The sequence below is a fragment of the Streptomyces sp. DSM 116793 genome (genome assembly GCF_057320905.1).
On sequence record NZ_CM170494.1, the window covers coordinates 205,428 to 231,878 of the forward strand.

Below are 26,451 nucleotides of genomic sequence, written 5' to 3' on the forward strand. Positions count from 1 at the left end.
TCTCGTACGGCGCGCGGCGGTCCCCCAGGGGTCGTACGGCACTGGGCGGAGATGTGCGGGTGGTGGGCCGTCGCCGTGCGACACGACCGCAGGGAGACGGCGATGGCGGACGTCACCGACGCCGTGGTGATCGGCGGGGGCGTCAACGGCCTGGTGGCCGCCGCCGAGCTGGCCGGTGCGGGCTGGACGGAACGCCTGTTCGAACGCCGTGAGCGGCTGGGCGGCTTCATCGCCACGGAGGAGCGCACCCTTCCCGGCTACCGCCACGGCACCTTCTCCTCGTGGCACCCCCTGTTCACGTCCGGCCCGGCGTACGGGGCGCTCGGCGAGGCGCTCAACCCCGACGCCGTCGACGGGGACCCCTACGCCGGCTCCTGCGAGCTGGACCAGAGCCTCGTGTGGCGTCCGGTGCCGAGTGCGGCCCGCCATCGGAGGGCCGTACGCCGGCTGTGGCACATCGGCGCGTCCGCCCATCCCGGCGCGGGTCTGAACGGCGCCTCGGGCCACCTGGCCGCGCAGGCACTCCTAGCGGGGACGCGGGGACGGCGGAGCCCGGCCGGGTGAGGCACTCACCCGGCCGGCGGGGCCGGGAGGACCGCACGTCCTCTGCCCACGCGGGGTCATGGCCGTACCCGTCTTCGTCCGCGGCACCCCTGCCGTGGCATGTGAAAACATGGCGGACAGAGCTCGATCAGCTCCTGGACGAGGTGCGCCGTACCCAGCCGATGACAAGACGGCGCAGGGGAGTCCGACATGGCATGGATCGTCCTGGTGGCCTCCGGTGTGCTGGAGGCCGTGTGGGCAACCGCGCTGGGAAAGTCGCACGGCTTCAGCCGTCCGCTGCCGACGGTCGTCTTCGCCCTCGGCCTGGCCCTCAGCATGACGGGCCTGGCGTACGCACTGCGGACGGTGCCCGTGGGCACCGGGTACGCGGTCTGGGTGGGCATCGGCGCGGCGCTCACCGCCACGTACGCCATGGTCTTCGGGGGCGAGTCCGTCAGCGCGCTGAAGGTGGTGCTGCTGGCCGGCATCGTCGGCTGTGTGGCGGGCCTGAAGCTGGTGCGGTGACGGGCCCCGGGGCGCCCTGGACGCGGGCGGGCGAGCAGGGCCCGGCCGGGTGGCCGGGCCCACGCCCGTGCTGCCCCGAGCAGCGGCTTGCTCGTCAGAGGATCCCGATGCAACCGGCGACGGCGACGAACACACTCACAGTGGCGGCAAAGTCCATGACCTTCTCCTCAAGGATCGAGAGAGGAACATCAACTCCCGGGATTCACAAGGGAAGTTGAGCGCTTCGAGAAGCCCTCGCGGCGCACTGGTCGTGTGACCCGCAGGAGGGAAGGTATGCCCGAACACGTGATCGTTCACGGACTCTCCCAAAGGATGCAGAACATGTCCGGCGGTACAGCGGAAGGCCCAGGCGACACTGAGCGTGCCGAACGGCCCTTCTTCACACACGGCATGTGCGGGTGGCTCTTCCCATGGCTCCTCCCACACGTGATGTGCGGGAGGCCCGGCGTATGACCGTCCGAACGCCCTCCGGTGGCGACCGGGGGCCGGGCACCGTGGCGGCCCGGGTCACCGGCCGTGCGGTGGCCGCGGAGCGCCCGCTGTCCGGCGGGCTCACGGAGGTCACCCTCGACGACGGACAGACCGTGGTCGTCAAGCACGGCGACGGTCCCGGCGCGGCGCGGGCGGAGGCCGCGGGGCTGCGCTGGCTCGCCGAGGCCGGTGCGGTCCGGGTGCCGGCCGTGCACGGCCGGGACGGGGACCTGCTGGTGGTTCAGAGGGTCCCGGCCGGCCGGCCGAGCGCCGGGGCTGCCGCCCGCTTCGGCCGCAATCTGGCCACGCTGCACGCCTCCGGCGCGCCCGCCTTCGGCGCACCGCCACCGGGCGGCCCCGAGGACGCCTGGATCGGGCTCGCCCCGCTGCGCAACGTCCCCGGCGCGCAGTGGCCGCGCTGGTTCGCCGAGCACCGTGTGCTGCCCTATCTGCGGCGCGCGGTCGACGCGGGCACCGTCCGCCGGTCCGAGGCGGCCGTCATCGAGACCGTCTGCGAGCGGCTGCCCGAGCTGGCCGGCCCGGCCGAGCCGCCGGCGCGCCTGCACGGCGACCTGTGGAACGGCAACGTGCTGTGGGGCGCGGACGGCCACGTGTGGCTGATCGACCCCGCCGCCCACGGCGGGCACCGTGAGAGCGACCTCGCCATGCTCCACCTCTTCGGCTGCCCCCACCTGGACCAGGTCCTGGACGGCTACCGGCAGGCGGCGCCGCTCGCCGACGGCTGGCGTGACCGCATCCCCCTGCACCAGCTCTTCCCGCTTCTCGTGCACACGGTGCTCTTCGGCCGCGGCTATGCCGAGCAGGCGCTCGCGGCGGCCCGGGCGGCCCTCACCGCCTGACCCGCAGGGCGACGGTGGGGTCCGTGTCGGCTTCGCCGGTTGCCGTGGGGTCCTACGGGTCGCGGTAGCGCTCGGCGCCCCCCGCCGGGCAGCAGCGCGGCAAGGGGCTCGACGGGCGGGGCCGCCCTGGGCGGACGATGGACGGCACAGGCTCAGTGGGCGATGGAGTCGATGACCTCGCGGGCGCCCTGGCGGAGCAGCGCCACGGCCACCGAGGTGCCCAGGGTCGCCGGGTCGAGACGGCCGGCCCATTCGTGGGCCGGGAGGACCGTCTTGCCGTCCGGGCTGAAGACGCAGGCGCGCAGGGAGAGGTTGCCGTCGGGCTCGTTGCGGGCGTAGCCGGCGATGGGGCTGTTGCAGTGGCCCTGGAGGACGTGCAGCAGCATGCGTTCGGCCGTCGCCTCGCGGTGCGTCGCGGGGTCGTTGAGGTCGCTGATCGTGTCGATCAGGTCGGTGTCGTCCTCGCGGCACTGCAGCACCAGGATGCCGGCCCCCACCGGGGGCATCATCAGCTCGGCGGAGAGCACGTCGCTGATCAGCTCGCTGTGGCCGAGCCGTTCGAGGCCGCAGGCCGCCAGCAGCAGGGCGTCCGCGTCGCCGGCGGCGAGGCGCTCCAGGCGGCGGCCGACGTTGCCCCGCATCGGCACGCACTCCAGGTCGGGCCTGAGCACGGCCAGTTGGGCGCGGCGGCGCACCGCGGAGGTGCCCACGCGGGTGCCCGCGGGGAGTTGGTCGAGGGTGAGGCCGTCGGGGTGGATGAGGGCGTCCCGGATGTCGTCGCGCTTGAGGAAGGCGGCGAAGACGGTGCCGGCGGGCAGCGGGCGGTCGGCCGGGACGTCCTTGACGCAGTGCACGGCGAGGTCGGCCTCTCCGGCCAGCAGGGCGGCGTCGACCTCTTTGGTGAACGCGCCCTTGCCCTCGACCTGGGAGAGGGCGCCGAGCCACTTGTCGCCCGTCGTCTTCACCGGGACGACCTCGGTCCTCAGGCCGGGGTGCCGCGCTGCCAGCTCCGCGCGCACCCGCTCCACCTGCGCCAGCGCCATCGGCGAATCACGCGAGACAATACGAATCAGATCAGGAACCGCCACCCGTTCACTCTAGCCTCCCGGCCTGGTCCGTCGCCCGCCCGCCCCGGCCCCCGCCGGGTGGCGCCGGCGCTTTCCGGACGCGCGCACCGGCGCCCGCGCGGGACGTCATCCCAGCAGCTTGTCCAGGGTGATGGGCAGGTCCCGCACGCGGATCCCCGTCGCGTCGTGCACGGCGTTGGCGACGGCCGCGGCCGAGCCGACGGTGCCGAGTTCGCCGAGGCCCCGGGCGCCGAACTCGCTGTAGTGCGGGTCCGGGTGGTCGAGCCAGTGGACGTCGATCGGCGGGATGTCGGCGTTGACGGGGACCAGGTACTCGCCGAGGCCGGCGGCGGCGAGGCGTCCGGTGTGCTCCTCCAGCGGATCGTGCTCCAGGAGCGCTTGCCCGATGCCGAAGATCACTCCGCCGACGATCTGGCTGCGGGTGGTCTTGGCGTTGACGACGCGGCCCACGTCGACGACGGTCGTGAACCGGCTGACCCGGGGCTCGCCCGTGAAGCGGTTGACGCGGACCTCGCAGAAGTGGGCGCCGAAGCTGTGGAAGGCGTACTTGGTGCCCTCACCGCCCCGTGCCGCCCCGGCGGTGGCCGCCACGGAGTGCGTGCCTGAACCCGTCAGCAGGCGCGAGAAGGTGGCGGAGGCGCCGTCTCCCTCGACCCGGCCGTCCCGGTAGCGGAGGGCGGCCGGGTCCTGGCCGTGGAAGGGCGACGAGGGGGTGTCGACGGCGAACTGCAGCAGTGCCCTGACCGCGGCGGTGGCGGCGGCCTGTACGGCGGGCGCGGTGCTTCCGGTGGTCATGGAGCCGAAGGCGGGGGCGCCGGGCGGCAGGGCGGAGTCGCCGATCTGCGGCTCGATCCGGTCCAGCGGCAGCCCGAGGGCGTCGGCGGCGACGATGGCCACCATCGTCCAGGCGCCGGTGCCGATGTCGGCGGCGCCGGTGGCGACGGCGACGGTGCCGTCGTCGCGGAAGCGAACGCGGACCGTGGCGGGCATCCGTCCTGCGGGGTAGACGGCGGTGGCCATGCCGGTGCCGACCAGCCATTCGCCGTCCCGCCGGGTGCCTGGTGCGCCCCGGCGCTCCGACCAGCCGAAGCGCTCGGCGCCGATCAGGTAGCAGTCGCGCAGGTACTTGCTGGACCAGGGGGTGCTGGTGCCGGGCTGGACGGTGGCGTGGTTCTTCAGCCGGAGTCGGACGGGGTCGGTACCGGTGGCGACGGCGAGTTCGTCCATCGCCGTCTCCAGGGCGAACGAGCCGGGGGCCTCACCGGGGGCGCGCATGGCGGCGGCCGGCGGCACGTCCAGGGTGACGACGCGTTCGTCGATGGCGAGGTTGGGCGTCTTGTAGAACACGCCGGACGTGCCGGAGGCCGGGGTGAGCACCCAGCCGCCCGAGGCTGAGTAGGAGGCGGCGGAGGTGTGGCTGACGGCGTTGAGGACACCGTCGTGGGAGGCACCGAGGCGGACCGTCTGGGTCAGGGTGGAGCGGTGTCCGCCGAGGGTGAAGACCTGCTCGCGGGCGAGGCTGAGGGTGACGGGGCGGCCGAGGTCGCGGGCCGCGGCGGCCACCAGCGCGGCGTCGCCGAGGGCGCCGGCCTTGCCGCCGAACCCGCCGCCGACGTAGGGGCTGATGACACGGACCCGGTCGGTCTCGACGCCGAGTTGGCCGGCGATGCCCGACGCGTACATTCCGGGCGCCTGGGTGCCGCAGTAGACCGTGAGGTGGTCGTCGCGCCAGACGGCGGTGGTGGCGTGCGGCTCCATGGCCGCGTGGTGGTGGATCGGCTGGGTGACGGTGGTCTCGACGACGACGTCACTGGCGCGCAGGGCGTCGTCGATGGAGTGCATGCCGTCGGCCAGGACCGTGGTGGGGGCGCCGGCGCCGCCCGGCCCGCGGCCGCCGGGCGGCGGGGTGCCGGGCAGCCCGTCGTGCAGCGAGGCCCGTACGGGCTCCGCGTCGTAGGCGGTGCGGACGAGCAGGGCGGCGTCGCGGGCCTGCTCGAAGGTCTCGGCCACCACCATGCCGATGATCTGGCCGTGGTAGCGGACCGCGTCGTCCTGCAGGGGCGCGCGCGTCTCGCCGAAGCCGCCCCGCGGGGCGTAGAGCTTCAGGGGCGCGAAGGGGGTGTGGACGGCGAGCACACCGGGGGCGGCGGACGCGGCGGCGGTGTCCATACCGCGGATGCGGCCCTTGCCGATGGTGCTGAGGACGAGGGCGGCGTGGGCGGTGTGCTCGATCCGCTGGTCGGCGGCGTAGGGGGCGCGGCCGGTGACCTTGAGGCGGCCGTCGACGCGCTGGATGTCACGGCCCACGGGAGAGGTGGTCATCGGGCGTCTCCCAGGCGGGTCAGGGCGCGCACCACGGTGCGCCGGAGCAGTTCCGGTTTGAAGGCGTTGCCGGTGAGGGTGCGGGCACCGTCCGCGGCGTGGGCCGCCGCACGCTCGTAGGTGGCGGCGGTGGCCGGCCGTCCCGCCAGGGCCTCCTCGACGGTGGGGAGCCGCCAGGGCCGGGTGCCGACGCCGCCCGCGGCGACGCGTGCCTCGACGATGCGGGTGCCGCGCAGGTGCAGGGCGACGGCTGCGGAGGCGAGGGCGAAGTCGAACGACTCGCGGTCGCGGACCTTGACGTAGGTGGAGCGGGCGGCCCAGTCGAGTGGGGGGACGGTGAGCCCGGTGACGAGTTCCCGGGGCCGCAGGCGGTTCTCCAGGTGCGGGGTGCCGCCGGGCAGCCGGTAGAAGGTGCCGAGCGGCACGGTGCGGGTGCCGGCGGGTCCGTGCAGGTGGAGCCGGGTGTCCAGGGCGACCAGGGCGACGGCGACATCGCTGGGATGGGTGGCCACGCAGGCGTCGCTGGTGCCGAGTACGGCGTGGTGGCGGTTGACCCCGTCGAGGGCACCGCAGCCGCTGCCCGGCTCGCGTTTGTTGCAGGGAGTGGAGATGTCGCGGAAGTAGCCGCAGCGGGTGCGCTGCAGGAGGTTTCCGCCGAGGGTGGCCATGTTCCGCACCTGCTGTGAGGCGCTGAGCCGGAGCGCCTCGCCGATGACGGGGTAGTGGCGGCGGACGAGGGGGTGCTCGGCGACGTCGCTCATGTGCTCCAGGGCACCGATGTGCAGTCCCTCGTCGTCGAGGGCGATGCCGCGCAGCGGGAGGCGGCGGATGTCCAGCACCCGGTCGGGCGTGAGCACCTCCAGCTTCATCAGGTCGACGAGGGTGGTGCCGCCGGCCAGGTAGGCGGTGGTGTCGCCGGCGCGGTCCAGGGCGTCGCGGACGCTGCCCGGGGTGGCGAACTCGTAGGCGCGCATCAGCCGTTCCCCCGCCCCGCGTCCTTGATGGCGTCGACGATGAACGGGTACGCGCTGCACCGGCAGATGTTGCCGGACATGTACTCGCGGATCTCGTCGTCGGATCCGTCGTGCCCCTCGTCGGCGAGGCAGACGGCGGACATGATCTGACCGGGCGTGCAGAAGCCGCACTGGAAGCCGTCGTGGGCGAGGAACGCCTCCTGCATGGGGTGGAGTTCGTCGCCGTCGGCGAGTCCTTCGATGGTGGTGACGTCGCGGCCGTCCAGGGTGGCCGCGAGCGTCAGGCAGGACACCACGCGGCGGCCGTCGACGTGCACGGTGCACGCGCCGCACTGCCCGCGGTCGCAGCCCTTCTTCGTGCCGGTCAGGTCGAGCCGGTTCCTGAGCACGTCCAGCAGGGTCGACCTCGGGTCGAGTCGCAGGGTGCGGGCGCGGCCGTTGACCCTCATGCGCACGGTGACGAGGTGCTCGCCGGGGGCGTCGGCGGGTGCCGCGGCGGCCTCGGCTGTCTCGGCGGCGAGGGGCGCCGAGGTGGCACCGGCGGTGGCCACCACGACGCCGGTGCGGCCGAGGAAGCCGCGCCGGGAGACACCGCCGTGCCCTGGTGGTTCCGGTCTGTCCTGTCCGCGCATGGCCTCTCCCGGCACATAGGGGCCGTCCCCCGCCTCGGCCGGCCGGGGACCGGGTGTATGGACGCGGGCCGCTCACCATGCGGGCGCGCCCGGGGTGTCAGTCTGGGCACGCCGGTGGCCACGCTCAAGGCCGGTTTCGGCCGCGGTGAGGTGCGCGGAAGCTATCCGGGCTTACCCCTCTTTACCTGCCGATGACCGGCCCGTGGGGGGGGCGTCCCCCGACGGTCGTCGGGATGCCGGCGCCCCGGTCCGCCGCCCCGGCGGAGGGACTTTCGACGGTCCTCTGGTCCCCCGGGTGCGGGGGCTCCTTGACGAGGAGCGCGCCGGCGGGCGGCCCCCACGGTCGACGCGACCGTGGTCCGGCTGATGCGGAGCGTCATCCTCGGCCTCATCGACCTCGTGCGGGTGGCAACTGGGCGGCCGCACATGAACGTTCACGGTGCCGGGCGAGAGTGGGACCCTGGTTCCGTCGCATGGGACGGCAACCGCCATCCGGCCGAGGCGCAGTTCGGCGCGTGCACGGTGGCCACCGACATCTGCTCGGGCCACGGCGTCCGTTACCACACGGTGATGCGGTACGAGAACACCGACGTGGACGGCCGCCTCACCCGCCGCTGGAAGTACCCGATCGTGCCGGAACCCACCCCGCGGACCACTTCGAGGGGAGGTTCGCACTCCCCTACGCGGCCGATTTCACCGCGCCCGACCCCGACGACTGGCGGTACACGGGCGATCCGGTGGAGCTGTGCGTCAACGAGGTCCCCACGAAGATCAACTGGCACTATCTGCGCTGGCTGATCGACACCCGGCGGCGGGCGAACGTGGAGCTCCAGCTCAACGACGCGGTGCTGGACCTGCGCGAGATCCCCGTGCCGGTCTACCCGGACCGGTACCGGACGCTCGACAACCCGCTGAACTCCTACTTCTCCGTACGTACGCACGCGGACGTCAGAAACTTCCTCTTTCCCGGCTCGGTTCTCATCTCGGTGGGTCGGTAGCCCGGCATGCGGTCGACCATGACGGCGGTTCTGGAACGGAACCGCACGGTGACGGAGGACTTCAGCACCGAGCCGTACGAGATCCCGTGGGCCGCGGAGGCGCGGTTCTTCGTCCAGGTGCTCCAGGTGGCGGGGCCGGACACCGCCCTGGAGTTCACGACGGAGATCTCGCCGGACGGGCTGCGCTGGTGCGGCCTCGACGGCACCGCCCACCATGCGGACGCGGTGGGCCCGACGAGCCGGCAGGTGACCGGTTTCGGACAGTGGCTCCGGCTGCGCTGCCGCGTCGGTGGCACCGCGCCGACGGCTGAACTGCGGATCTACCTCGTGGGCAGGAGCTGAGCGCCCGGTCCGGCGTGCGAAGCGGTCGTTGCGGAACGGAGCGCGACTACTTCGCCCTCGGCATCCACAAGGCCCTGCGTGCCCGCGGCCTCGCCGTCCCGGACGACGTGCGCCTGGTGGGCTACGGCGACCACCCGTTCGCGGGCTGCATGGAACCGTCCCTCACCACCATCCGGCTGCCCGCGGACGACGTCGGCACCACGGCCGTCGACTTCCTCCTCACCCGCATCACGAACCCCGCCGCACCGCGCAGGACGGTGCTGCTGCCGCCCGTGCTGATGGAGCGTGAGTCGGCACGGGGGCCGGGCAGGGCTACGGAACGCGGCTGACCGTGCTGCCGCGGGCCCGGGCGGCACGGGCGAAGGTGATCGCGTCGTGGACGGCGGCGCCGCCCGGGTCGTTGTTGAAGTACACGTAGACGTCACCGGTGTCCGGCCAGGTGTCGGCGATCCGCCCTGCCCAGGTGTCCAGCGCCTGCCGGCCATAGCGCGGCCAGGGCCGGGCGCGGCCCTCGTGCAGCCGCAGGTAGCCCCAGTCGGTGGTCCGCCACAGCGGGGTGACCGGCCGGGACCGGGCGTCGGCCCAGCACAGGGCGGCACCCCGGTCCGCCAGCACGGCGCGCACCTCGGGCACGTCCCAGGAGGCGTGCCGGGTCTCGACCGCCACCCGGACACCGGCCGGAAAGCAGCGCAGGCAGGCGTCCAGGAGCGCCGGGTCGGCGCGCAGGGTGGGCGGGAGTTGCAGCAGGACCGGGCCGAGCCGGTCGCCGAGGCCCTCGGCGCGGCTCATCAGCCGGTGTACCGGCTCCTCCGGCTCCTTCAGCCGCCTGATGTGGGTGAGGTAGCGGCTCGCCTTGACGGCCATGGTGAAGTGCTCGGGCGTGCGGTCCCGCCAGGCCGCGAACGCCGTGCGTTCCGGGAGCCGGTAGAAGGCGTTGTTCAGCTCGACCGTGGCGAACGCCTTGGCGTACTCCTCCAGCCACAGCCGCTGCGGGGTGCCTGCGGGGTACAGCACGTCCCGCCAGTCCTTGTACTGCCACCCCGATGTGCCGACATGGACGCTCATCCCCTCAGCCAAACATGCCGACGGTGCCGGGGCGCGCCGGAGGGGGGCGCCGCCGCACGGCCGGAAGTGATCGTTACCACCCCGGCGTGGCGGGTGGGTGCTCGCGCGCGCGGCTAGGATCGGCGTCCGACGTCGGTTCCGTGGCTGCCGGCCCGGGCGTGGAGGTGGAGGGGTGCGGGAGTTCCAGCGGGGTGCGGTGCGGTTGCACATCCTGCACCACGCGTCGGAGGGCGAGATCCACGGCGCATGGATGACCGAGGAGCTGGCCCGGCACGGACACCCCATCAGCCCCGGCACGCTGTACCCGACACTGCACCGGCTGGAGGCGGAAGGGCTGCTGGTGTCCGAGCAGCGCGCGGTGGACGGCCGGGTCAGACGGCTGTACCGGGCGACGGCGGAGGGCAGGCAGGCCCTCGCGGAGGACCGGCGGGCGCTCGCCGAGCTGGCCCGGGAAATCCTCGGCCACACCGCGCATTCGTGAGCGGTGCGGGCTCGCTGCGCTCGCGGTGACCTGGGACCTCGCTCGCTGTGAGCCTGGGCGGGTCGTGGTGACCGGGGCTGCGCGCTGTGACCTGGCCGGCTACTCACTGTGCCCCGGGACGGGTGCGCATGGTGCCCCCGGGCCGGGTGCGCGTGGTGGTCCCGGCCGGTGCGCTTGGTGGTCCCGGCCGGTGCGCTTGGTGGTCCGGGCCGGATGCTCCCTGATCCTGGCCGGGTTGGCCGGGTGCTCTTGTGTCGCTCCCGCCCGGGGCGAGTGGGCGATCGGTGCCCTGTGGTGCGCTGCGTGCCGGTTACCCGGCCGCCGGGCCGCCCGCCCAGCCGGGCGACCGACAGCGGCGCGGGCGGCGGCCGCCCGTGGCGTCCGGCAGGCGGTGTGTCCGGCACGCCGCGCTGACCCCTACCGCGCCCCGCGCGCCGTACGGGCGCGGCGGACGGCGTAGAGGGCGGCGCCCGCGGCCAGCACCGCGCTGCCCTGGAGCACCGAGGACCGCGGCAGAGCGAAGGCCAGGACCAGGCAGCCCACGAGGCCGCCCGCGGGCACGACGCGCCGCGCCCGGCGGCCTGCGGCCGGCAGCGTCCAGGCGGAGGCGTTCGCGAGCGCGTAGTAGGCGAGCACGCCGAACGAGGAGAAGCCGATCGCGCCGCGCACGTCCGCGACGGACGAGAGCACCGCAACCACCGCCCCGACCACCAGCTCGGCGCGGTGCGGCACCTTGAACCGCGGGTGTACGGCGGCCAGCGCGTGCGGCAGGTGGTGGTCCCGCGCCATGGCCAGGGTGGTCCTGGAGACGCCCAGGATCAGCGCGAGCAGCGAGCCCAGCGCGGCCGCGGCGGCCCCGGCCCGCACCACCGGCGCGAGAGAGGCGGCGCCCGCGGCCCGCACGGCGTCCGACAGCGGGGCCGTGGACGCAGCGAGGCCCCCGGGGCCCAGCACCGCCAGGGCGGCGACGGCCACCACCGCGTAGACCACGAGGGTGATGCCGAGCGCGACCGGGATGGCCCTGGGGATGGTGCGCTCCGGGTCGCGGACCTCCTCGCCCAGCGTGGCGATGCGCGCGTAACCGGCGAACGCGAAGAAGAGCAGCCCCGCGGCCTGGAGCACCCCGGGGAAGCCGGCGTCCGAGGTGATGCCCAGCCGGGTGGCGTCCGCCGCGCCGGAGGTCAGCGCGGCGACGGCCACCGCGGCGAGCACGGCGAGGACCACGGCGACGATGGCGCGGGTGACGAGCGCGGACTTCTGTACACCCGTGTAGTTCACCACGGTCAGCACCACCACCGCGCCCGCCGCGACCGCATGGGCCTCATCCGGCCATGCGTAGGCGCCGACGGTGAGCGCCATGGCCGCGCAGGAGGCGGTCTTGCCGGTCACGAAGGCCCACCCGGCGAGGTAGCCCCAGAAGTCGCCGAGCCGTTCGCGGCCGTAGACGTAGGTGCCGCCGGAGGCCGGATAGCGGACGGCCAGCCGGGCGGACGAGGTGGCGTTGCAGTAGGCGACCGCGGCGGCCAGGGCGAGGCCGGGGAGCAGGGCGGAGCCGGCGGCGCGGGCGGCGGGGCCCAGCGCCGCGAAGACGCCTGCGCCGATCATGGATCCGAGGCCGATCACCACCGCGTCCAGCAGTCCCAGCCGGCGCTGGAGGGCGCCCGGTGGCCCGGTGGACCCCGGATCGCTCATGGCCCACTCCTTCGGCCGTGTGGATTACGCCATCCGATCTTGGCATACGGTACAGACCCGCTGAGTGGTCCGGCCCGGCGGCCGGGGCGATTCGCGGGGGGGCTCGCAGGGGTGAGCCGCTCCGGTGCGTCTGTAGTCGCTCGCGCGGTTCCCCGTGCCCCTGTCGGCTGCGCTCGCGGACCGCGGCCTCGGAGAGGGTGGTCGGAAGCCGGGCCGTGTGAGCCTGTGGGCAGGTGGCCCCGGGTCCCGTGCGTTCGTGGTCCGTGGTGCTCGCGCAGTTGCCCGCGGCCCCTCGGGGCGCGTCGGCGGACCCACGGCGACCGGGCAGGGGGCGGAAGCCGGACCGCGTGGGTCTGCGGGAGTGGGCCGGGTCCCGTGCGTTCGTGGTTGCTCGCGGTTCCCCGCGGCCCTGTCCAGTCGCGGTCGGGTCAGGTGATCTCTCGGATCAGTTCCAGGCCCAGGATGCCGTCGAGGAGGGCGAACGTCTCGAACTTGGCACCATCGGGGATGGCGTCGCTGGTGGTGATCCGGCGCATCAGGTCCAGGACCCCGGGGGTGTCCAGGTCGCGGGCGAGGCAGGCGTCCGCGTGCTGTCTGACGTCCTTGGGGACCGGGCGTGAGGGGCTGGTCGCCCACTGGGCCGTCAGCGCGCGCCACCGTCGCAGTTCCCGGTCCGCGGCTTCGAGGGAGTGCGGGCCGAGCCCGGCGGGGTCCGCGCGCGGATGGGCGAGTAGGGCCATTCTGGCCGCGAGCAGGTCCGGGCCGCCGGCCACGGGGGACGGCAGGGCCTCTGCGGTGGTCGGCCCGGTCCTGAGCCAGGCGCCGGGGCCGCCGTCCGGGCCCGGCGCCCGGCCCACCCGCACGTCGGGTGCACCGCCGAGCGCGGCCGCGACCCCCGGCTCGCGGACCACGTCGGACGGAGGGTGGGCGCCCAGGGCCGCCACCGCGGGGTGGAACGACGCGGGGCCCCGGCGCGCCGTCTCGTCGTCCGGCACGCACCACACCAGAACCACCTGCACACCGCTCCGTTCGAGGGTGCGCGACAGCACGTCGCCGACCACCACGACGCGCATGTCGTCGATGCCGGGAGCGCCGCCGGGCAGCGCCAGGTGCTCGCAGAGCCGCAGCAGCCCGCGCCGGGCCGAGCGCACCTCGGTGGGCTGGCCGGACCGTCCGTCGGTGATCGTCACCATCCGTGGTGTCCTCCCGTACGGCGTGGTCACGTCCTTCGGCGCGCCGACCGGCTTGTGGACGGCTCTGCGGCTCCCGCCGCGGCCGGGGCGCTGCTGCGCGACCCGCGGGCCTGCCGCATTCCGGCCGCCGCGGCACGGGTTCAGTGTCACGTGGGGTGGCGGCCGGGACAACCGCGGTCGGTCCGCCCGACCCGGCCGGGTCGCCCCGGGGCTCCGCCGGGGGTGCGCGGTGCCGCCACGGCCCGGCGATCCGGGTACCGGCGGCTGCGGAGGTACCGTAAAAAGTCGGCCGTGTCGCCCGGGGCCGTGTGGCAGCGCCGGGCCGGGACCCGCTCCGGGACGCCGGCGGCGGACCGGACCCGACCGGGTCGGCCGTGTACGCACTGACCGCTCTTCCGAGGAGACCGCCATGGCGGGGATGCCGCCCCTCCCCGGCGTCCTGGCCGATCTCGCACCGCTTCTGGACCACTGGGGCTACCTGGCGGTCGGCGCCCTCGTGGGCGTGGAGGACTTCGGCATTCCGCTGCCGGGCGAGACGGTCATGATCGTCGCGGCCGTCTATGCGGGGGCCGGCCGGCTGAACGTGTTCGGGGTGGCGGCCGTCGCCTGGTTCGCGGCCGTCGTGGGCGACAACATGGGGTACTGGCTCGGCAGGACGGCCGGCCGCCGACTGGTGGCGCGCTACGGCCGCTATGTGTTCCTGCCGCCGCGCCGGGTCGCGAAGGCCGAGAACTTCTTCCTCAGGCACGGCGGCAAGGTGATCGTCGCGGCCCGGTTCATCGAGGGCATGCGCGAGGCCAACGGACTCATCGCCGGCATCGTCCACATGTCCTGGCTGCGCTTCCTCCTCTACAACGCGCTGGGGGCCGCCTTGTGGGTGGGGGCGTGGGTCTCCGTCGGCTATCTGGCCGGCCAGCACATCTCCGCGCTCTATCCGGCGATCCGGCAGTCCGAGATGTGGCTGCTCATCGCCACCGTCGTCGTGGTGGCGGCGCTCCTGGCCCGCCGCATCCGCCACCACTGGCGGGACAAGCACGGCGAGGAGCGCCGGGACGGTGCCGACCACCCTGACGGTGCCGACCGCCCTGACGGCGAGGAGCGTCCCGACGACGGGGAGCACCCGGACGGCGGAGGGCTTCCCCACGACGACGACCCCCCAGACGACGGAGAGCGCCCCGACGCGGGAGAGCACCCCGACGACCGGGCGGAGGGCCGGGGGCACGGCGCATGGCCGTGGCACGGGAGAGGGCCGCGGTGACGACGGGGGCCGCGGTGACGACGGGGCCCGCGGTGACGACGACGGCTGAGGCGAAGGGCGCCTGTGGGCGGGGCCGGCGGACTGCGGCGCGCGGCAAGCGGGGCCACGCCGCCCGCGGCCGGTGGCCCGGAGCCGGCGGGGACAGCCCTCGGGGCGGTGACGGTGCGCGGGTCTCCCTGTGGCCGCTAGCCGGTCACGCGGGTTCCCGCGTAGCCGCTGCAGCCGGTCACGCGGGTTCCCGCGCCCTTCAGGGCTCAGGCGCACGCCCACGCGAGGCACAGGTCCATGCCCCTTTCCGGGCGCAGCTCGCGCGCAGGGGTCCCGCCGTGTCGTGGATCCCGGGGACTACGATGCGTGGTACACGTACCGTGCAGTCTGCCGGTGTCCCTGCCAGGACGGCATCGGCTCTGCCGGCCGGGCAGGACGGGACTCGCCTCCCTCAACGCTAGGAGCACACCGGCATGCGCTACACACGACTGGGATCGACCGGCCTTCAGGTCTCGGCGCTGAGCCTCGGCTGTATGAGCTTCGGGGACCCCACACGTGGCAACCACGACTGGACGCTCGACTACGACGCCAGCCTCCCCGTCATCCGCAAGGCGCTGGACGCGGGGATCAACTTCCTCGACACCGCCAACACCTACTCCGACGGCTCCAGCGAGGAGATCGTCGGCCGTGCGCTGCGCGACCTCGGGGTCCACCGCGACGACGTGGTGATAGCGACGAAGGTCTACAACCGGATGCGGCCGGGGCCGAACGGCGCGGGCCTGTCCCGGAAGGCGATCCTCACCGAGATCGACAACAGTCTGCGCAGGCTCCAGGTCGACCACGTGGACCTTTACCAGATCCACCGCTGGGACTACGAGACGCCGATCGAGGAGACCCTGGAGGCACTGCACGACGTGGTGAAGGCCGGGAAGGCCCGCTACATCGGCGCGTCGTCGATGTACGCCTGGCAGTTCGCCAAGGCGCTGCACCTCTCCGAGCTGCACGGCTGGACGCGCTTCGTTTCGATGCAGAACCACTACAACCTCCTGCACCGCGAGGAGGAGCGGGAGATGCTGCCGCTCTGCGCGGACCAGGGCATCGGTGTCATCCCGTGGAGCCCGCTGGCACGCGGCCGGCTCACCCGGCCGTGGGACTCGGCAACGGCCAGGTCCGAGACGGACGAGTTCGGCAAGACCCTGTACGGGGAGGACGACCGCGTCATCACGGAGCGGGTCCTGGAGGTCGCCGCCCGACGCACAGTGGCGCCGGCGACCGTGGCGCTCGCATGGGTGCTGCGCAACCCGGTGGTGACCGCGCCGATCATCGGGGTGTCCCGCCCGGAGCAGCTGGACGGCCTCCTCGCGGGTGTGGACTTCACCCTCGACGACGAGGAGGCCGGCTACCTGGAAGCCCCCTACGTGCCGCACACGCCCGTGGGCTTCAAGTAGCACCCGCCCGGGCGGCCCACCCGTGGGGCCGCCCTCGGACGGGAACGACCGGCATGTCCCGGAGTACCGCATCATGCGGTTGGGCACGGCGCGTGATGCCGAGTGCCGGGAATACCCGGCACAGGTGGGAACGGACCGTGCGGGGAGACAGGTACGGGCGTGCCGCGATCTCCGAGTCGGTCAGCCCGGACGCCGCGAGGCGGACGATGTTCTGCTGCTGGTCCGTCAGCCCGGTGAAGGCCTCGTACGGCGGCGGGTCACACCGCTCGCCGGCGGTATCGTGGCCGTGTGACCACCCGTACCCGGCGGCGCGACGCGGCGGGTCGGGAGTTCGTCGGAGGCAGGACGGGGAGCCGGGCGTGCGGGCACGGGACTTGGCAGTGGAGTACGAGACGGTCGGACTCGACAGCGACGCCTTGGACGCCGCCCGGCTGATGGCGGAGCAGCGCCTGCCGGCGCTGCTGGTGGTCGACGAGCACGGGGCGCCGAAGGCGATCCTGCCGGCCTCGCAGATGGTCAAACTCCTGGTCCCCGGGTACGTCATCGAGGACCCGACCCTCGCGGCCATCGTCGACGAGCGCCATGCGGACCGCCTCTGCGAGGCGCTGGCGGGCCGCAGGGTGCGTGACTGCCTGTCCAGGACGGCCCCGCCGCCCATGGTGGTCGCGCCTGACGACACCGCGCTGGAGATCGCCGCCCAGATGGCACAGGTCCGCACCCCGCTGGTGGCCGTGGTAGACCCGGGCAGAACAGACACAAGGGGCAGGACGGGCGAGGTCGGGGGGCGGCTGCTCGGCGTGATCACCGCCTCCCACCTGCTGGAACGCCTCCTGGCTGCCGCGGCGCACTGAGCACCAGGGCCGCCGCGACCGGGGACCACCGCACCCGCCGCCGTTCCTTCCTTGCCGGAACCCGGCAATCCCAGCACCTGCCGAGGTGCCCGCAAAGAACCTGTCAAAGAGGCATCAAGGACCTGTAAGGTTCATCGCGGTGTGCCGGGAAGCCTGGTCGGCGAGCAGAGGACAGATCTCTCCGATCGGGGCTCGTGTCATGGTGCTGGTAGCGGTGTTCGGTGTCGCGTTGCTGGTGGCGGTGCTGCTGTCGGGCCTGGCGGCACGCACGGTACTGTCCACCTCCTTCCTCTTCCTGGCGGGCGGCGCCCTCGTCGGCGACGGCTTCCTCGGTCTGATACACATCACGCCGGACAGCGGGATCGTGGCGGTGACGGCCGACCTGGCGCTGTTCGCGGTGCTGTTCACCGACGGCATGCACGTCTCCTTGCCGACGCTGCGCGCCCATTGGAGGAACCCGGCGCGTGCGCTCGGCCTGGGCATGCCCCTGGCCTTCGTCTTCATGGCCCTGGTCACCCGCTACCTGGTGGGGTTGGACTGGACGACGTCGTTCCTGGTGGGTGCGGTGCTTGCGCCCACGGATCCGGTGTTCGCCTCGGCGATCGTCGGGCGTAGCGAAGTGCCGCCCAGACTCCGCCAGTTGCTGAACGTGGAGAGCGGCGTCAATGACGGGCTGGCGCTGCCGGTCGTCCTCGTGCTGATCGCGGCGGCCGGCCCGGCCGCCGCCGCCGGCACGGCGGCCTCCCCGGCGAAGATCGCGCTGGAACTGCTGCTGGGGCTGGTCTTCGGTGTCGTGCTGCCGCTGCTGGTGGGCGGTCTCGTACGATTCCGGCTGCTGGGCTCGGAGGCGAGGCTCCAACCGCTGCTGCCGCTGGCGACCGGGACCATCCTCTACGCCCTGTGCCACCTCACCCACGCCAACCCCTACCTGGCCGCATTCTCGGCCGGCGCGACCGTGACGCATGTCTCGCCGGACGCGAAGAGGTCATTCGAGGCGTTGGGCGAGGCGTTGGCGGAGCTGGCCAAGTTCGCGGCCCTGCTGGTCTTCGGCGCGCTGCTCACCCCGCGGCTGTTGGGCGGGCTGCCGCTCGGCGGCTATGCGGCCGTGCTCCTGGCGATCATCCTGATCCGGCCCGCATCGCTGCTGCTGTCCCTGATCGGTACCACTCTCTCCCGGCGGGAGAAGCTGGTCGCGGCGTGGTTCGGCCCGAAGGGCTTCGCCTCGGTGGTGTACGGGCTGCTCGTGCTGCGGTCCGGCATTCCGCACGCTCAGGAAGCGTTCACGCTCGTCGCGGTGTGCATCGCCTTCTCCATCGTCGCCCACAGCTCCACGGACGTGCCGATCGCCAGGGCCTTCGACGTCGACGACCTGGTGGGCACGGCGGATGAGACGGCCGCCAGGGGCCCCGTCATACAGAGCAGCGAAGGAACCGGAGGACCGTGAACGACTGGCACGGCTGGGCCGCGATCGTCGTCTTCGTCGGCGCGTACGCCCTCATCATCAGCGAGAAGATCCACCGCGTCGCCGTCGCCCTCGGCGGCGCGGGCCTGATGCTGGCGATCAGGGCCACCGACGACAAGTCGGCCTTCTACTCCGAGCACTCCGGGATCGACTGGAACGTCATCTTCCTGCTGATGGGCATGATGATGATCGTCGGTGTGCTGAGGAAGACCGGGATGTTCGAGTACCTGGCCATCTGGGCGGTCAAGCGGGCGCGCGCGAGACCCTTCCGGGTCATGGCCACGCTGGTCGTCATCACCGCCCTGGCCTCCGCCCTGCTCGACAACGTGACCACCGTCCTGCTGATCGCCCCGGTGACCCTGCTGGTCTGCGAACGCCTCGCGCTTCCCGCGCCCCCGTTCCTGATCGCCGAGGTATTCGCCGCCAACATCGGGGGCACCGCGACCCTGGTCGGTGACCCGCCCAACATCATCATCGCCAGCCGCGCCGGCCTCACCTTCAACGACTTCCTCGTGCACCTGGCCCCGCTGGCCGTCGTGCTGGTGACGGTCCTGCTGCTGCTGTGCCGGGTGATGTTCCGCAAGGCCTTCCGGTACGACGGCGACCGCGCCGCTGAGATCATGGCGCTCCAGGAGGGTGAGGCGATCAAGGACCCCCGGCTGCTGGTCCAGGGCCTCGTCGTCCTGGCCCTGGTGGTGGCCGGCTTCGTCCTGCACCCCGTGCTGCACTACGAACCCAGCGTCGTCGCCCTGCTGGGCGCCGGCCTGCTCATAGCCATCTCCACCGTCGGGACTGGCGAGGTCCTGTCGGAGGTGGAGTGGCCCACGCTCGCCTTCTTCGCCGGACTGTTCGTCATGATCGGCGGCCTCATCGACACCGGTGTCGTCGGCACGGTCTCCCAGCACCTCGCGGACGTGATCGGCGGCAGCGAACTCGGCGGCTCCCTGACCCTGCTCGGCGGCTCCGCGGTGCTGTCCGGGATCGTCGACAACATCCCCTACGTCGCCACCATGGCTCCCCTCACCAGCGACCTGGTCCGGAACATGGGCGGCTCCGGCGACCACGTCCTGTGGTGGGCACTCGCCCTCGGCGCCGACCTCGGCGGCAACGCCACCGCCATCGGGGCCTCCGCCAACGTCGTCGTCCTCGGCATCGCCGAACGCAACCGCCAGCCCATCACGTTCTGGCAGTTCACCAAGTACGGCCTCATCGTGACCGCGGCGACCGTGGCGATCTCGCTGATCTACGTCTGGCTGCTCTACTTCGCGCTCGCATGACCCCAAGGCAACCCTGTGGAATCCATCCGGGATATCGCTGGTCACCTTCGGCTCAGCGGGGTTCTCGGGCGGCCAGGGTGACTTCGGCCGGGCCGGAGGCTGCCTGCCCTGCGACGGGAACCACGTCGGTTGACGGCGATGCGGGTGACGCGGCCCCACCGGAGGTCCAAGGCATCGGGCAGTGCGGGCAGTTCGCTCGACAGATCCCCGGAGCGGGGCCACCAGGCACCGTCCAGGAGGCCGCGGGACGTGCCGTCGGGCTTCAGTGCCGGGCGCGCGGCCGGGGCCGCGGCGGCCTAGAGATGGAGCAGCCGTTGGGTGATCTCCCGGTACTGCCTCAGCGCGTGCCGGAATGCGTCGGACTGCGCCCCGGGGTCCTGGTCCTGCCAGCCGGCGCGGAGGAGACGCCGCCGTTCCGCGAGGACGTTCACGAGCTGGGCGGTGGCTTCGTCATAGGCGCTCTCGGCCTCTTCCACCGCCTCGCGCGGAGCGTCGGCGAAGGTGTTGAGCGCGTGCCGCAGGCGCAGGGCGATCTCGTTCCCCTCGGCCGACGGGAGCAGCGGCTCCGGGCCGCGGGCACGGCGTTCGGCGGGACCCCCGCTTCCGTCCGCGGGCTGCTGGGCGCGTGTCTGGTCGTACATCATCGGGTGCCGCTTCCGTCGCGCCCGAAGGCGTCCTCGGTCTTCCGGACGGCCTGCCTCAGGCTTCCGGAGACCCGGTCGGTGCTGCCCCGGCACTGCGGCCACCCGTTGCGGGTGGCCCTGCCGAGGCGTCTTCGGTGATCCTGCCCTTCGTCGTCTGCGCTCTGTTCCTTCTCGTCCGTGCAACGGTCATGGCCCGCCTCGCCGGTGTCCCCACGTCGGTCTCCACGGGGTCGGGGCGGGGCGGGAAGGCGGAATGCCTCCCCGTCCGTTCCGAAAGCATGGCCCTGCACCGCGCCGCCGGTCAACGTCCGGCTACGGCCCTGTCAATCCGGCGGTCACCTGGTCCTGCCCAGCGCGCCGTCCTCGGCGACCGTCCCCGGACCCCACACGGCACCGGCTTGGGCGGCTTCCCCACCCTGATCCACCTCCCCCGGGGCCCGGAGGGTTTCACGGCCTGCCTGGTGGCCCGGGGGCCGGCGGCGATCCGGCCGTCCGCGGAGAGGGTCCCGCCGCAGGTGTTCCCGCGCAGCGGCCGAGAACGGCGTCATGCGAGGGCAACCACGAGGGTGACGACGGCGATCGTGGCGAGGAGCGCACGGAGGGCATGGCCGGATTCCCAGCGGGCACGCAGTTGCTCCCATTGCGTCGCGACACCCTCGCCGTCCTTCCCGGCTCCTGCGTGGAAAGCGAAAAAGCCGGTGTTGAAGCGGTCCAGGTCCTGGCCTGCCAGCCAGAAACGGTTCACCGGGTGCACCCGCAGCCAGTAGACGACCTGGACGGCGGCCAGGGCGGCGAGAGCGGTTGTCCGCAGGGCGGTGTCCGCGCCGCCCGTGTCGGTCAGGGCCACCGCGGCAGCCGTCATGAGCACGGCGGGGACCTCGGCGAGGCCGGCTCGGGTGAACCCGGGGTAGTAGACGCGCTGCACCACGGCGTACTCGGCGCGGCTGAGACGGAGTTTGCCCGGCCGTTCGAGGACGTGCGCCATGGCCGGGACCAGCGTGGCAACCGCCAGCAGGGCCGCGAGCACTCCCACGATCGCAGTCATCGCTTCCGCTCCTTCCCTCACCGCCCAGGTTGCGGGTTCAAGCCGGCTTGAAGTCAACTGGAGGAGTGGACCTGATGGGCATCGGCGAGGCCGCGCAGCGGCTCGGCATGCGAGCCTCGACACTGCGCTACTACGACGAACGCGGGCTGGTCCGCCCGACGGCTCGCCAGGGCGGGCGGCGCCTGTACGGGCAGGATGAGCTGCGCCGGCTGGCGTTCCTCAAGATCGCCCGGTTCCTGGGCATACGCCGGGACGCCGCGGCCGCGGTGCTGGACGAGCCGGGCCCGCAGTGGCAGCAGGTCCTGCGCGACCAGACCGCGGATCTCGACCGGCTCATCGCCCGGGCACAGGCGGCGAAGAGATTCCTGGGCCACGCTCTCGCCTGCCCCGCCGAGCACCCCGCCCGCGACTGCCCCGCCATGACCACGGCCCTCGATCGCCTGGCTGCCGGTGCGTCCCTGGACGAGATCGACCCCGACCGCCACTGACCGGGCGGAGTCCACACCGCAGAGATTGCGGAACGTGGCGGGAATGCCACGCTTCGTTCGTACGACGGACGCCCTCGCCCCCTGGCCCGCATCGCCGGGCCGCGTGCACACCACCCGACAGGCAGAACTCGCTACGGCCCGCACTGTGCGCCGAACGTCATCCACTTCCCCGGCCTCCCAAGTGACGCGAAGCCCACCTTGGGTTCCGTGCTGAGTACGAGAACTCATGTGTGCCAGGACGCCGGCTGACAGGATCCGCGGTATGACGAGCGGCAGACGGGCGCTGACGGGCCTGCATCTCTTCCTGGTCTGGGCGACGATGACGGCCATGGTGCCGGCGCTCGGCTTAGGGCTTCTGGTGACGGAGTGGAGGGGTGGTGCCGGTGCGGCGGCGCTGCTCTTGGCGCTGGGTGTGCCGCTGACGGTGGGCCTGCTGGCCACGGCGGGCACACCCGCGCGGACCGTGGTGCCGCTGTGCCGCTCCGTGCCGCGGCGGCTCGGCTGGGCGGTGCTGGTCTTCGTCCTCGGCACACTCGGTGTCCTGGCAGGCCTGGCCGCCTACAGCAGGGACGTCGCCCTGGGGAGCGCCAATGCCAGGCTCGTGCTGACGGGAGTGCCGTACGCCGTGGCCGCGGCGTTCTTCGTGCCGAGCCGGTGGGTGCGGCTGGGGGCGGTGGCCGCGCTGGCCGCCGGGGTGGCCTATGGCGGCTTCCTCGGCCCGGCGCAGTCGCGGCAGAGCCGGCACGAGGCGGAGGTCGCGCGGTACCGGGAGCATCCGGAGCTGCTGTACGTGATCGCTACGCCGCCCGGCATGCGAGCAGCCCGTGCCGAAGTCGGCCCCGCTTCCTTCAGCGTCGAGTACCACTCCGTTCGGCGGTACGGCTACGTGGCCCTCACGGTGCGCTCGCCGCTCACGCCGGAACTTCAGTGCCCCGGGCTCGCGGAAGAGGACGTGACCTGCACCGTGGACGCGCACGGCGAGATGCGCACGGTCCGCGACTTCCCCGGCAGCGGCCGCGCCGTCACCCTCACTCGCCGGCACCGGAACGCGGAGGCCGAGGTCACCAGCCAGACCCTCGGCGAAGCCGGGCTACACCGTCTCCTGAACACTCTGCACCCGCTGTCGGACACAGAGCTGGAGAAACTGATACGGGAGAAGACGATCGCCCACAGACCCTGAGCCATGCCCGACGCGCGGTGCGGTTGCTGTCGCGCATCCGTCTTGCCGCATCCCCTGGCAGACAGCGGTGGCCGGCTTGCATGGAGATGCGCAGCGGCTTCCGGGGGCGCGGGTGAGGGCTGGTCGGGCCCCGGCTTCCGGCTTCACCGGGTGACCGCCCCGTGGCATCACGTGTGGTCCCGGACGCACAGAGTGCGGGTGACGAACCCCCGGTGAACGTGCCGGGAGCGCGGCGGGCGGCGGGCGGCGGGCCAGGGGAATTGCATGGCCCCGGGGCAGGCGGGACGCTGGTTGTGAGAGCTCTGTAGCGTCCGCTCGCGTGGCCCGGGCCGGGGGACGAGGTTACAGCCCCGATCGAGGAGAGCGTCATGGACAGCACAACTCTGGAAGCGATGCAGACCTCGCTGCGCGGGCCGGTCATAGGCCCGCAAGACGCCGCATACCCCGAGGCCCGTAAGGTCTACAACGCAATGATCGACAAGCGTCCCGCTGCCATCGTGCGGTGCGCGGACGCTGCGGACGTCATGGCCGCGGTCACCTTCGTCCGTGACCACGGACTCGAACTCGCCGTCCGGGGTGGCGGACACAGCGGCCCCGGCCTGTGCCTGGTGAACGGCGGCGTCACCATCGACCTCTCGCCGATGCGGGGCGTACGCGTCGACCCCGCCGCCAGGACCGCCCAGGTCGGCGCCGGCAGCCGTCTCGGCGACCTCGACCACGCCACCCACGCCTTCGGCCTCGCCACACCCACCGGCATCGTTTCGATGACCGGCACAGCGGGCCTGACCCTCGGCGGCGGTCACGGCTACCTCACCCGCAAGTACGGCCTGACCGTGGACAACCTGCTGTCCGCGGACGTCGTGCTCGCCGACGGCAGCTTCACCACCGCGAACAGGAACGAGAACCCGGACCTGTTCTGGGCACTGCGCGGGGGCGGCGGCAACTTCGGCATCGTCACCTCCTTCACGTACCGGCTCCACCCGGTGGACACGGTCGGGGCCGCGATCACGGTGTGGCCGGTCGACCGCACCCGCGAGGTGCTGGCCTGGTACCGCGACTTCCTCCCGCAGGCACCCGAGGACGTGTACGGCTTCTTCGCGCTCTTCACCATCCCGCCCGCCCCGCCGTTCCCCGACGAACTCCACGGGCAGAAGGTGTGCGGTGTCGTGTGGTGCTACACCGGTGACCCGAGCCGCCTCCCGGAGGCGCTCACGTCGGTGCGGGAGCCCGCACCACCCGCCTTCCACTTCACGGCACCCATGCCCTACCCCGCACTGCAGAGCATGTTCGACGACCTGATCCCCTCCGGATACCAGTGGTACTGGCGCGGCGACTTCTTCGACCACATCCCGGACGCCGCCTCGGACCTACACCTCAAGTACGGCGAGAACATTCCCACCCCGCTGTCGCTCATGCACCTCTACCCCGTCGACGGAGCCACCCACCGGGTGGGACCGCACGACACCGCGTGGAGCTACCGGCACGCCATCTGGTCCGGCGTCTTCGCGGGCATCGACCCCGACCCGGCCAACGCCGAGACCATCAAGCAGTGGTGCGTCGACTACTGGGAGGAGATGCACCCGTACTCGATGGGCGGCTCGTACGTGAACTTCATGGGCGCGGGCGAGGACGAAGAGCGGGTCCGCGCCACCTACGGCACCCACTACGACCGGCTCGCACAGGTCAAACGGACCTACGACCCGGACAACCTCTTCCACGCCAACCAGAACATCAGGCCGACTCCCCGGCCGTGACCACCGGAGAACCCGGTAACCCGGCGGGTGCCACCGGCTTCACCCCTGCGCGTGAACTCGGCGTCAGGCGCCAGTCCCCGTCATCCGTGGTGGCCGGTCATGACGGCGCACTCCGCGGCTCGCCCAGGCAGCAAGCGCCGCGCCCTGGCGCCGTCGCATCGAGACCCCCTGACACGGCGGTGGCCGCCGCACCGGAGAACCGGGACGGCGGCCACGGTGATCGATGTGCCCTCTGGCCGTGGTCGTTGCTCAGGAGTTGTCGGCGACCACACGGATGAGGTTGCCGGCCTGCGCGACGATGGCGAGGCGCCAGGCGTCGAAGGTGCCGTCGCTCACGTCGAACGGCTTCTCGAAGCGCTGCATGTCCGGCGTGTGGATGTGGCCGGCCGGGATCTTCAGGCCCATGCGGTCCCGGAGCAGGGTGTTGCGGTAGGCGCTCTCGTTGGACAGGTAGTTGCCGCCACCACCGCTGTAGGAGCACGAGTCGGCGTCCGGCGGCGTCGGGGCGGTCGTCGGCGGGTAGTCCGTCGGGGGTGGGCTGTTGCGGGCCACCGGCCGGGGTGCGGAGCAGTCCGGGAACTCGGTGTAGTTGGTGTGCCAGACCACGCCGAACGCCACGGACTTCTCGGGCCACTCGTCGCCGGGCGGACGGGGGATCGAGGCGCCGGTGTTCGCCTTGATCATCTGCGCGATCGGCAGCGTGGTGGTGGTCCACTGCGGTGGATCGGTCAGGCTGAACTGCTTCGGCCCGCCCCAGCGGCCGACGACCGTGGAGTCGCAGCCGTGGTTGTCGACCGCCAGCTGCGGGGTGCCGTTCACCGTCGGGCAGGGCTGACTGTGGTCGTTGCCCGGCGAGACCCCGTGGTAGCGGCCGTTCCACTGTTCGAGGTCGAACACCGAGTCGCCGGCCTGGCTCACGGTGATCGACGCGTCGACCCGCCGGGGACCCGGACGCATGAACGGCCCGACGGTGTCCTCCAGGTAACCCGCCCGGAATTCCGTGTAGTTGACCGGCAGCGTGTACGCCTGGATGTAGGCGGTCCGGCCGTCCTGGGTCTTGTACGTGGTGCCATCGAGCGCGAGCGCGGTGGCACCGGACGGGTTGCCGTGGCGGATGTTGTTGCCGACCGTCCCCGCCGCGCTGCCGGTGGTGCCGCCGTCCAGCGTGTACGGGTCGAAACCGCTCATGATGACGCGCTTGACTCCCTTGCCGCCGGGGAAGTGGATGTCGAACATCCCCCGCGAGGCCCGGTCGAACGTCGTGATGAGCGTGGATCGCTGCGTGTCGGACAGCGGGAAGTCGGGTGTCCAGCGGCGCAGCGTGGCGGTCGACTGCAGGCGGGTCCAGTAGAGCGGGCGGTCGTCGCTGTAGGGCAGGTCGCCGGCGACCGGGCCGCGCTGTTGGGCCCGTTGTACCGCCGCCTGCCAGAGGTCCTGGCCCTCGCGCTTCACGAATGCCGTCGCGGCTTCAAGGTTCGGCGTACGGCACAGGGCCTGCGTGAACGCCGGGCCGTAGTCCTGGAACCCGCCGCCCTTGATCATCTGCTGGGCGAACGACGTCGGCTCGGGGTTCGCGGGGTCGGCGTCGTCGGGCAGGACCCAGCTCAGCCGGTTCTCCTCGACCGACAGGGGCGCGACGGAGCCGACGCACTGGGGCCCGTCGCTCCGTGCCGAAGCCGGCCCGGCCGCCCACAGGGGGGTCGTCGCCGACAGTACGGCGAGGACCACCGCGGCAGCCTTGATCTTGGAACGGAACACGGAACTTTTCCGCCTCACTCGTAGGTGACGTGATCGCGACAATTTTTTGTCCGCTCGCCATGCGCGTCAAGGCAGCCGCTTCGGCGGCGGACTCGGCTCGGCGGGTGCCGTA

25 protein-coding genes, 2 pseudogenes and 1 riboswitch are annotated in these 26,451 nt (G+C 72.9%); of the genes and pseudogenes, 15 read left to right on the top strand and 12 right to left on the bottom strand.

Annotated elements, in window-relative coordinates:
• Positions 1 to 102 precede the first annotated feature (102 nt).
• The 3 genes from ACSMXW_RS00880 to ACSMXW_RS00890 all read left to right on the top strand — a co-directional run bounded on the left by ACSMXW_RS00880 (position 103) and on the right by ACSMXW_RS00890 (position 2,399).
• Entirely contained in the window at positions 103 to 564 is a 462-nt protein-coding gene (locus tag ACSMXW_RS00880) for an NAD(P)-binding protein (protein WP_485803177.1), read from the top strand.
• Positions 565 to 678: 114 nt separating this feature from the next.
• Positions 679 to 743: riboswitch (guanidine-III (ykkC-III) riboswitch) on the top strand.
• A gap of 10 nt (positions 744 to 753) precedes the next feature.
• Complete coding sequence (locus tag ACSMXW_RS00885; RefSeq protein WP_485803179.1) at positions 754 to 1,068, top strand: DMT family transporter; 315 nt, start codon at positions 754 to 756, stop codon at positions 1,066 to 1,068.
• 449 nt (positions 1,069 to 1,517) lie between these two features.
• Positions 1,518 to 2,399 (top strand): fructosamine kinase family protein, encoded by an 882-nt coding sequence (locus ACSMXW_RS00890; RefSeq protein WP_485803181.1) that lies wholly within the window; start codon positions 1,518 to 1,520, stop codon positions 2,397 to 2,399.
• Positions 2,400 to 2,551: 152 nt separating this feature from the next.
• On the opposite strand, the gene hemC is transcribed toward ACSMXW_RS00890, so the two are convergent.
• The 4 genes from hemC to ACSMXW_RS00910 form a co-directional block, all read right to left on the bottom strand.
• The gene (gene hemC, locus ACSMXW_RS00895; RefSeq protein ID WP_485803183.1) at positions 2,552 to 3,487 is read right to left on the bottom strand and encodes a hydroxymethylbilane synthase; all 936 of its coding nucleotides are present in this window, start codon (positions 3,485 to 3,487) and stop codon (positions 2,552 to 2,554) included.
• A 105-nt stretch (positions 3,488 to 3,592) separates the two neighbouring features.
• A complete protein-coding gene (locus ACSMXW_RS00900) occupies positions 3,593 to 5,809 on the bottom strand; it encodes a xanthine dehydrogenase family protein molybdopterin-binding subunit (RefSeq protein WP_485803184.1) in 2,217 nt (738 codons plus the stop codon).
• Positions 5,806 to 6,783 (bottom strand): FAD binding domain-containing protein, encoded by a 978-nt coding sequence (locus tag ACSMXW_RS00905; protein WP_485803186.1) that lies wholly within the window; start codon positions 6,781 to 6,783, stop codon positions 5,806 to 5,808. Before ACSMXW_RS00905 ends, ACSMXW_RS00900 begins: the two co-directional genes overlap by 4 nt.
• The gene (locus ACSMXW_RS00910; protein WP_485803188.1) at positions 6,783 to 7,415 is read right to left on the bottom strand and encodes a (2Fe-2S)-binding protein; all 633 of its coding nucleotides are present in this window, start codon (positions 7,413 to 7,415) and stop codon (positions 6,783 to 6,785) included. The genes ACSMXW_RS00905 and ACSMXW_RS00910 overlap by 1 nt, the downstream gene beginning before the upstream one ends.
• 426 nt (positions 7,416 to 7,841) lie before the next feature.
• Here ACSMXW_RS00910 and ACSMXW_RS00915 point away from each other — a divergent pair.
• The 3 genes and pseudogenes from ACSMXW_RS00915 to ACSMXW_RS00925 all read left to right on the top strand — a co-directional run bounded on the left by ACSMXW_RS00915 (position 7,842) and on the right by ACSMXW_RS00925 (position 9,084).
• Positions 7,842 to 8,413, top strand: a pseudogene (locus ACSMXW_RS00915) (DUF6772 family protein).
• An 18-nt stretch (positions 8,414 to 8,431) separates the two neighbouring features.
• Positions 8,432 to 8,755: a hypothetical protein gene (locus ACSMXW_RS00920; protein ID WP_485803189.1), complete on the top strand. Its 324-nt coding sequence runs from the start codon at positions 8,432 to 8,434 to the stop codon at positions 8,753 to 8,755.
• 14 nt (positions 8,756 to 8,769) lie between these two features.
• Entirely contained in the window at positions 8,770 to 9,084 is a 315-nt protein-coding gene (locus ACSMXW_RS00925; RefSeq protein ID WP_485803191.1) for a substrate-binding domain-containing protein, read from the top strand.
• Here the strand turns inward: ACSMXW_RS00925 and ACSMXW_RS00930 are convergent.
• The gene (locus tag ACSMXW_RS00930; RefSeq protein ID WP_485803192.1) at positions 9,068 to 9,820 is read right to left on the bottom strand and encodes a DUF72 domain-containing protein; all 753 of its coding nucleotides are present in this window, start codon (positions 9,818 to 9,820) and stop codon (positions 9,068 to 9,070) included. The genes ACSMXW_RS00925 and ACSMXW_RS00930 overlap by 17 nt on opposite strands.
• 172 nt (positions 9,821 to 9,992) lie before the next feature.
• Here ACSMXW_RS00930 and ACSMXW_RS00935 point away from each other — a divergent pair, with 172 nt between their 5' ends.
• Positions 9,993 to 10,301: an Rv3488 family transcriptional regulator gene (locus tag ACSMXW_RS00935; RefSeq protein ID WP_485803194.1), complete on the top strand. Its 309-nt coding sequence runs from the start codon at positions 9,993 to 9,995 to the stop codon at positions 10,299 to 10,301.
• A gap of 417 nt (positions 10,302 to 10,718) precedes the next feature.
• Here the strand turns inward: ACSMXW_RS00935 and ACSMXW_RS00940 are convergent, their stop codons facing one another.
• A complete protein-coding gene (locus ACSMXW_RS00940) occupies positions 10,719 to 11,993 on the bottom strand; it encodes an APC family permease (RefSeq protein WP_485803195.1) in 1,275 nt (424 codons plus the stop codon).
• A gap of 428 nt (positions 11,994 to 12,421) precedes the next feature.
• The gene (locus ACSMXW_RS00945) at positions 12,422 to 13,186 is read right to left on the bottom strand and encodes a hypothetical protein (protein WP_485803197.1); all 765 of its coding nucleotides are present in this window, start codon (positions 13,184 to 13,186) and stop codon (positions 12,422 to 12,424) included.
• Positions 13,187 to 13,595: 409 nt separating this feature from the next.
• Between ACSMXW_RS00945 and ACSMXW_RS00950 the strand changes: the two genes are divergently transcribed.
• Complete coding sequence (locus tag ACSMXW_RS00950) at positions 13,596 to 14,444, top strand: DedA family protein (RefSeq protein WP_485803199.1); 849 nt, start codon at positions 13,596 to 13,598, stop codon at positions 14,442 to 14,444.
• Positions 14,445 to 14,905: 461 nt separating this feature from the next.
• Complete coding sequence (locus ACSMXW_RS00955; protein WP_485803200.1) at positions 14,906 to 15,880, top strand: aldo/keto reductase; 975 nt, start codon at positions 14,906 to 14,908, stop codon at positions 15,878 to 15,880.
• Here the strand turns inward: ACSMXW_RS00955 and ACSMXW_RS00960 are convergent.
• Entirely contained in the window at positions 15,873 to 16,316 is a 444-nt protein-coding gene (locus tag ACSMXW_RS00960; protein ID WP_485808542.1) for a helix-turn-helix domain-containing protein, read from the bottom strand. The two genes, ACSMXW_RS00955 and ACSMXW_RS00960, sit on opposite strands and share 8 nt — an antisense overlap.
• Between ACSMXW_RS00960 and ACSMXW_RS00965 the strand changes: the two genes are divergently transcribed.
• The 3 genes from ACSMXW_RS00965 to ACSMXW_RS00975 all read left to right on the top strand — a co-directional run bounded on the left by ACSMXW_RS00965 (position 16,240) and on the right by ACSMXW_RS00975 (position 19,470).
• A complete protein-coding gene (locus tag ACSMXW_RS00965) occupies positions 16,240 to 16,731 on the top strand; it encodes a CBS domain-containing protein (protein ID WP_485803202.1) in 492 nt (163 codons plus the stop codon). The two genes, ACSMXW_RS00960 and ACSMXW_RS00965, sit on opposite strands and share 77 nt — an antisense overlap.
• 199 nt (positions 16,732 to 16,930) lie before the next feature.
• Positions 16,931 to 18,175: a cation:proton antiporter gene (locus ACSMXW_RS00970; protein WP_485803204.1), complete on the top strand. Its 1,245-nt coding sequence runs from the start codon at positions 16,931 to 16,933 to the stop codon at positions 18,173 to 18,175.
• On the top strand, positions 18,172 to 19,470 hold the full coding sequence (locus ACSMXW_RS00975; protein ID WP_485803206.1) for an ArsB/NhaD family transporter: 1,299 nt from the start codon (positions 18,172 to 18,174) through the stop codon (positions 19,468 to 19,470). The genes ACSMXW_RS00970 and ACSMXW_RS00975 overlap by 4 nt, the downstream gene beginning before the upstream one ends.
• 128 nt (positions 19,471 to 19,598) lie before the next feature.
• Here ACSMXW_RS00975 and ACSMXW_RS00980 read toward each other — a convergent pair.
• The 3 genes and pseudogenes from ACSMXW_RS00980 to ACSMXW_RS00990 form a co-directional block, all read right to left on the bottom strand.
• Positions 19,599 to 19,760: pseudogene (locus ACSMXW_RS00980) on the bottom strand (DUF5994 family protein); the annotation flags it as partial.
• 6 nt (positions 19,761 to 19,766) lie between these two features.
• Positions 19,767 to 20,114: a hypothetical protein gene (locus ACSMXW_RS00985; protein ID WP_485803208.1), complete on the bottom strand. Its 348-nt coding sequence runs from the start codon at positions 20,112 to 20,114 to the stop codon at positions 19,767 to 19,769.
• A 544-nt stretch (positions 20,115 to 20,658) separates the two neighbouring features.
• Positions 20,659 to 21,159: a hypothetical protein gene (locus ACSMXW_RS00990; RefSeq protein WP_485803210.1), complete on the bottom strand. Its 501-nt coding sequence runs from the start codon at positions 21,157 to 21,159 to the stop codon at positions 20,659 to 20,661.
• 74 nt (positions 21,160 to 21,233) lie between these two features.
• Between ACSMXW_RS00990 and ACSMXW_RS00995 the strand changes: the two genes are divergently transcribed.
• The 3 genes from ACSMXW_RS00995 (at position 21,234) to ACSMXW_RS01005 (ending at position 24,581) form a co-directional block, all read left to right on the top strand.
• The gene (locus ACSMXW_RS00995; RefSeq protein ID WP_485803212.1) at positions 21,234 to 21,647 is read left to right on the top strand and encodes a MerR family transcriptional regulator; all 414 of its coding nucleotides are present in this window, start codon (positions 21,234 to 21,236) and stop codon (positions 21,645 to 21,647) included.
• A 262-nt stretch (positions 21,648 to 21,909) separates the two neighbouring features.
• On the top strand, positions 21,910 to 22,827 hold the full coding sequence (locus ACSMXW_RS01000) for a hypothetical protein (protein WP_485803214.1): 918 nt from the start codon (positions 21,910 to 21,912) through the stop codon (positions 22,825 to 22,827).
• A gap of 368 nt (positions 22,828 to 23,195) precedes the next feature.
• Positions 23,196 to 24,581 (top strand): FAD-binding oxidoreductase, encoded by a 1,386-nt coding sequence (locus ACSMXW_RS01005; RefSeq protein ID WP_485803216.1) that lies wholly within the window; start codon positions 23,196 to 23,198, stop codon positions 24,579 to 24,581.
• 249 nt (positions 24,582 to 24,830) lie between these two features.
• Here ACSMXW_RS01005 and ACSMXW_RS01010 read toward each other — a convergent pair whose 3' ends face one another.
• The gene (locus ACSMXW_RS01010) at positions 24,831 to 26,339 is read right to left on the bottom strand and encodes a hypothetical protein (protein ID WP_485803218.1); all 1,509 of its coding nucleotides are present in this window, start codon (positions 26,337 to 26,339) and stop codon (positions 24,831 to 24,833) included.
• Positions 26,340 to 26,451: the final 112 nt, after the last annotated feature.

Coding starts and splice junctions, on each gene's coding strand:
- ACSMXW_RS00970 (WP_485803204.1), top strand. CDS start 16,931: ATGGTGCTGGTAGCGGTGTTCGGTGTCGCGTTGCTGGTGGCGGTGCTG.
- ACSMXW_RS00940 (WP_485803195.1), bottom strand. CDS start 11,993: ATGAGCGATCCGGGGTCCACCGGGCCACCGGGCGCCCTCCAGCGCCGG.
- ACSMXW_RS00995 (WP_485803212.1), top strand. CDS start 21,234: ATGGGCATCGGCGAGGCCGCGCAGCGGCTCGGCATGCGAGCCTCGACA.
- ACSMXW_RS00900 (WP_485803184.1), bottom strand. CDS start 5,809: ATGACCACCTCTCCCGTGGGCCGTGACATCCAGCGCGTCGACGGCCGC.
- ACSMXW_RS00910 (WP_485803188.1), bottom strand. CDS start 7,415: ATGCGCGGACAGGACAGACCGGAACCACCAGGGCACGGCGGTGTCTCC.
- ACSMXW_RS00950 (WP_485803199.1), top strand. CDS start 13,596: ATGGCGGGGATGCCGCCCCTCCCCGGCGTCCTGGCCGATCTCGCACCG.
- ACSMXW_RS00890 (WP_485803181.1), top strand. CDS start 1,518: ATGACCGTCCGAACGCCCTCCGGTGGCGACCGGGGGCCGGGCACCGTG.
- ACSMXW_RS00920 (WP_485803189.1), top strand. CDS start 8,432: ATGACGGCGGTTCTGGAACGGAACCGCACGGTGACGGAGGACTTCAGC.
- ACSMXW_RS01000 (WP_485803214.1), top strand. CDS start 21,910: ATGACGAGCGGCAGACGGGCGCTGACGGGCCTGCATCTCTTCCTGGTC.
- ACSMXW_RS00945 (WP_485803197.1), bottom strand. CDS start 13,186: ATGGTGACGATCACCGACGGACGGTCCGGCCAGCCCACCGAGGTGCGC.
- ACSMXW_RS00885 (WP_485803179.1), top strand. CDS start 754: ATGGCATGGATCGTCCTGGTGGCCTCCGGTGTGCTGGAGGCCGTGTGG.
- ACSMXW_RS00880 (WP_485803177.1), top strand. CDS start 103: ATGGCGGACGTCACCGACGCCGTGGTGATCGGCGGGGGCGTCAACGGC.
- ACSMXW_RS00905 (WP_485803186.1), bottom strand. CDS start 6,783: ATGCGCGCCTACGAGTTCGCCACCCCGGGCAGCGTCCGCGACGCCCTG.
- ACSMXW_RS01005 (WP_485803216.1), top strand. CDS start 23,196: ATGGACAGCACAACTCTGGAAGCGATGCAGACCTCGCTGCGCGGGCCG.
- ACSMXW_RS00930 (WP_485803192.1), bottom strand. CDS start 9,820: ATGAGCGTCCATGTCGGCACATCGGGGTGGCAGTACAAGGACTGGCGG.
- ACSMXW_RS00990 (WP_485803210.1), bottom strand. CDS start 21,159: ATGACTGCGATCGTGGGAGTGCTCGCGGCCCTGCTGGCGGTTGCCACG.
- ACSMXW_RS00985 (WP_485803208.1), bottom strand. CDS start 20,114: ATGATGTACGACCAGACACGCGCCCAGCAGCCCGCGGACGGAAGCGGG.
- ACSMXW_RS00955 (WP_485803200.1), top strand. CDS start 14,906: ATGCGCTACACACGACTGGGATCGACCGGCCTTCAGGTCTCGGCGCTG.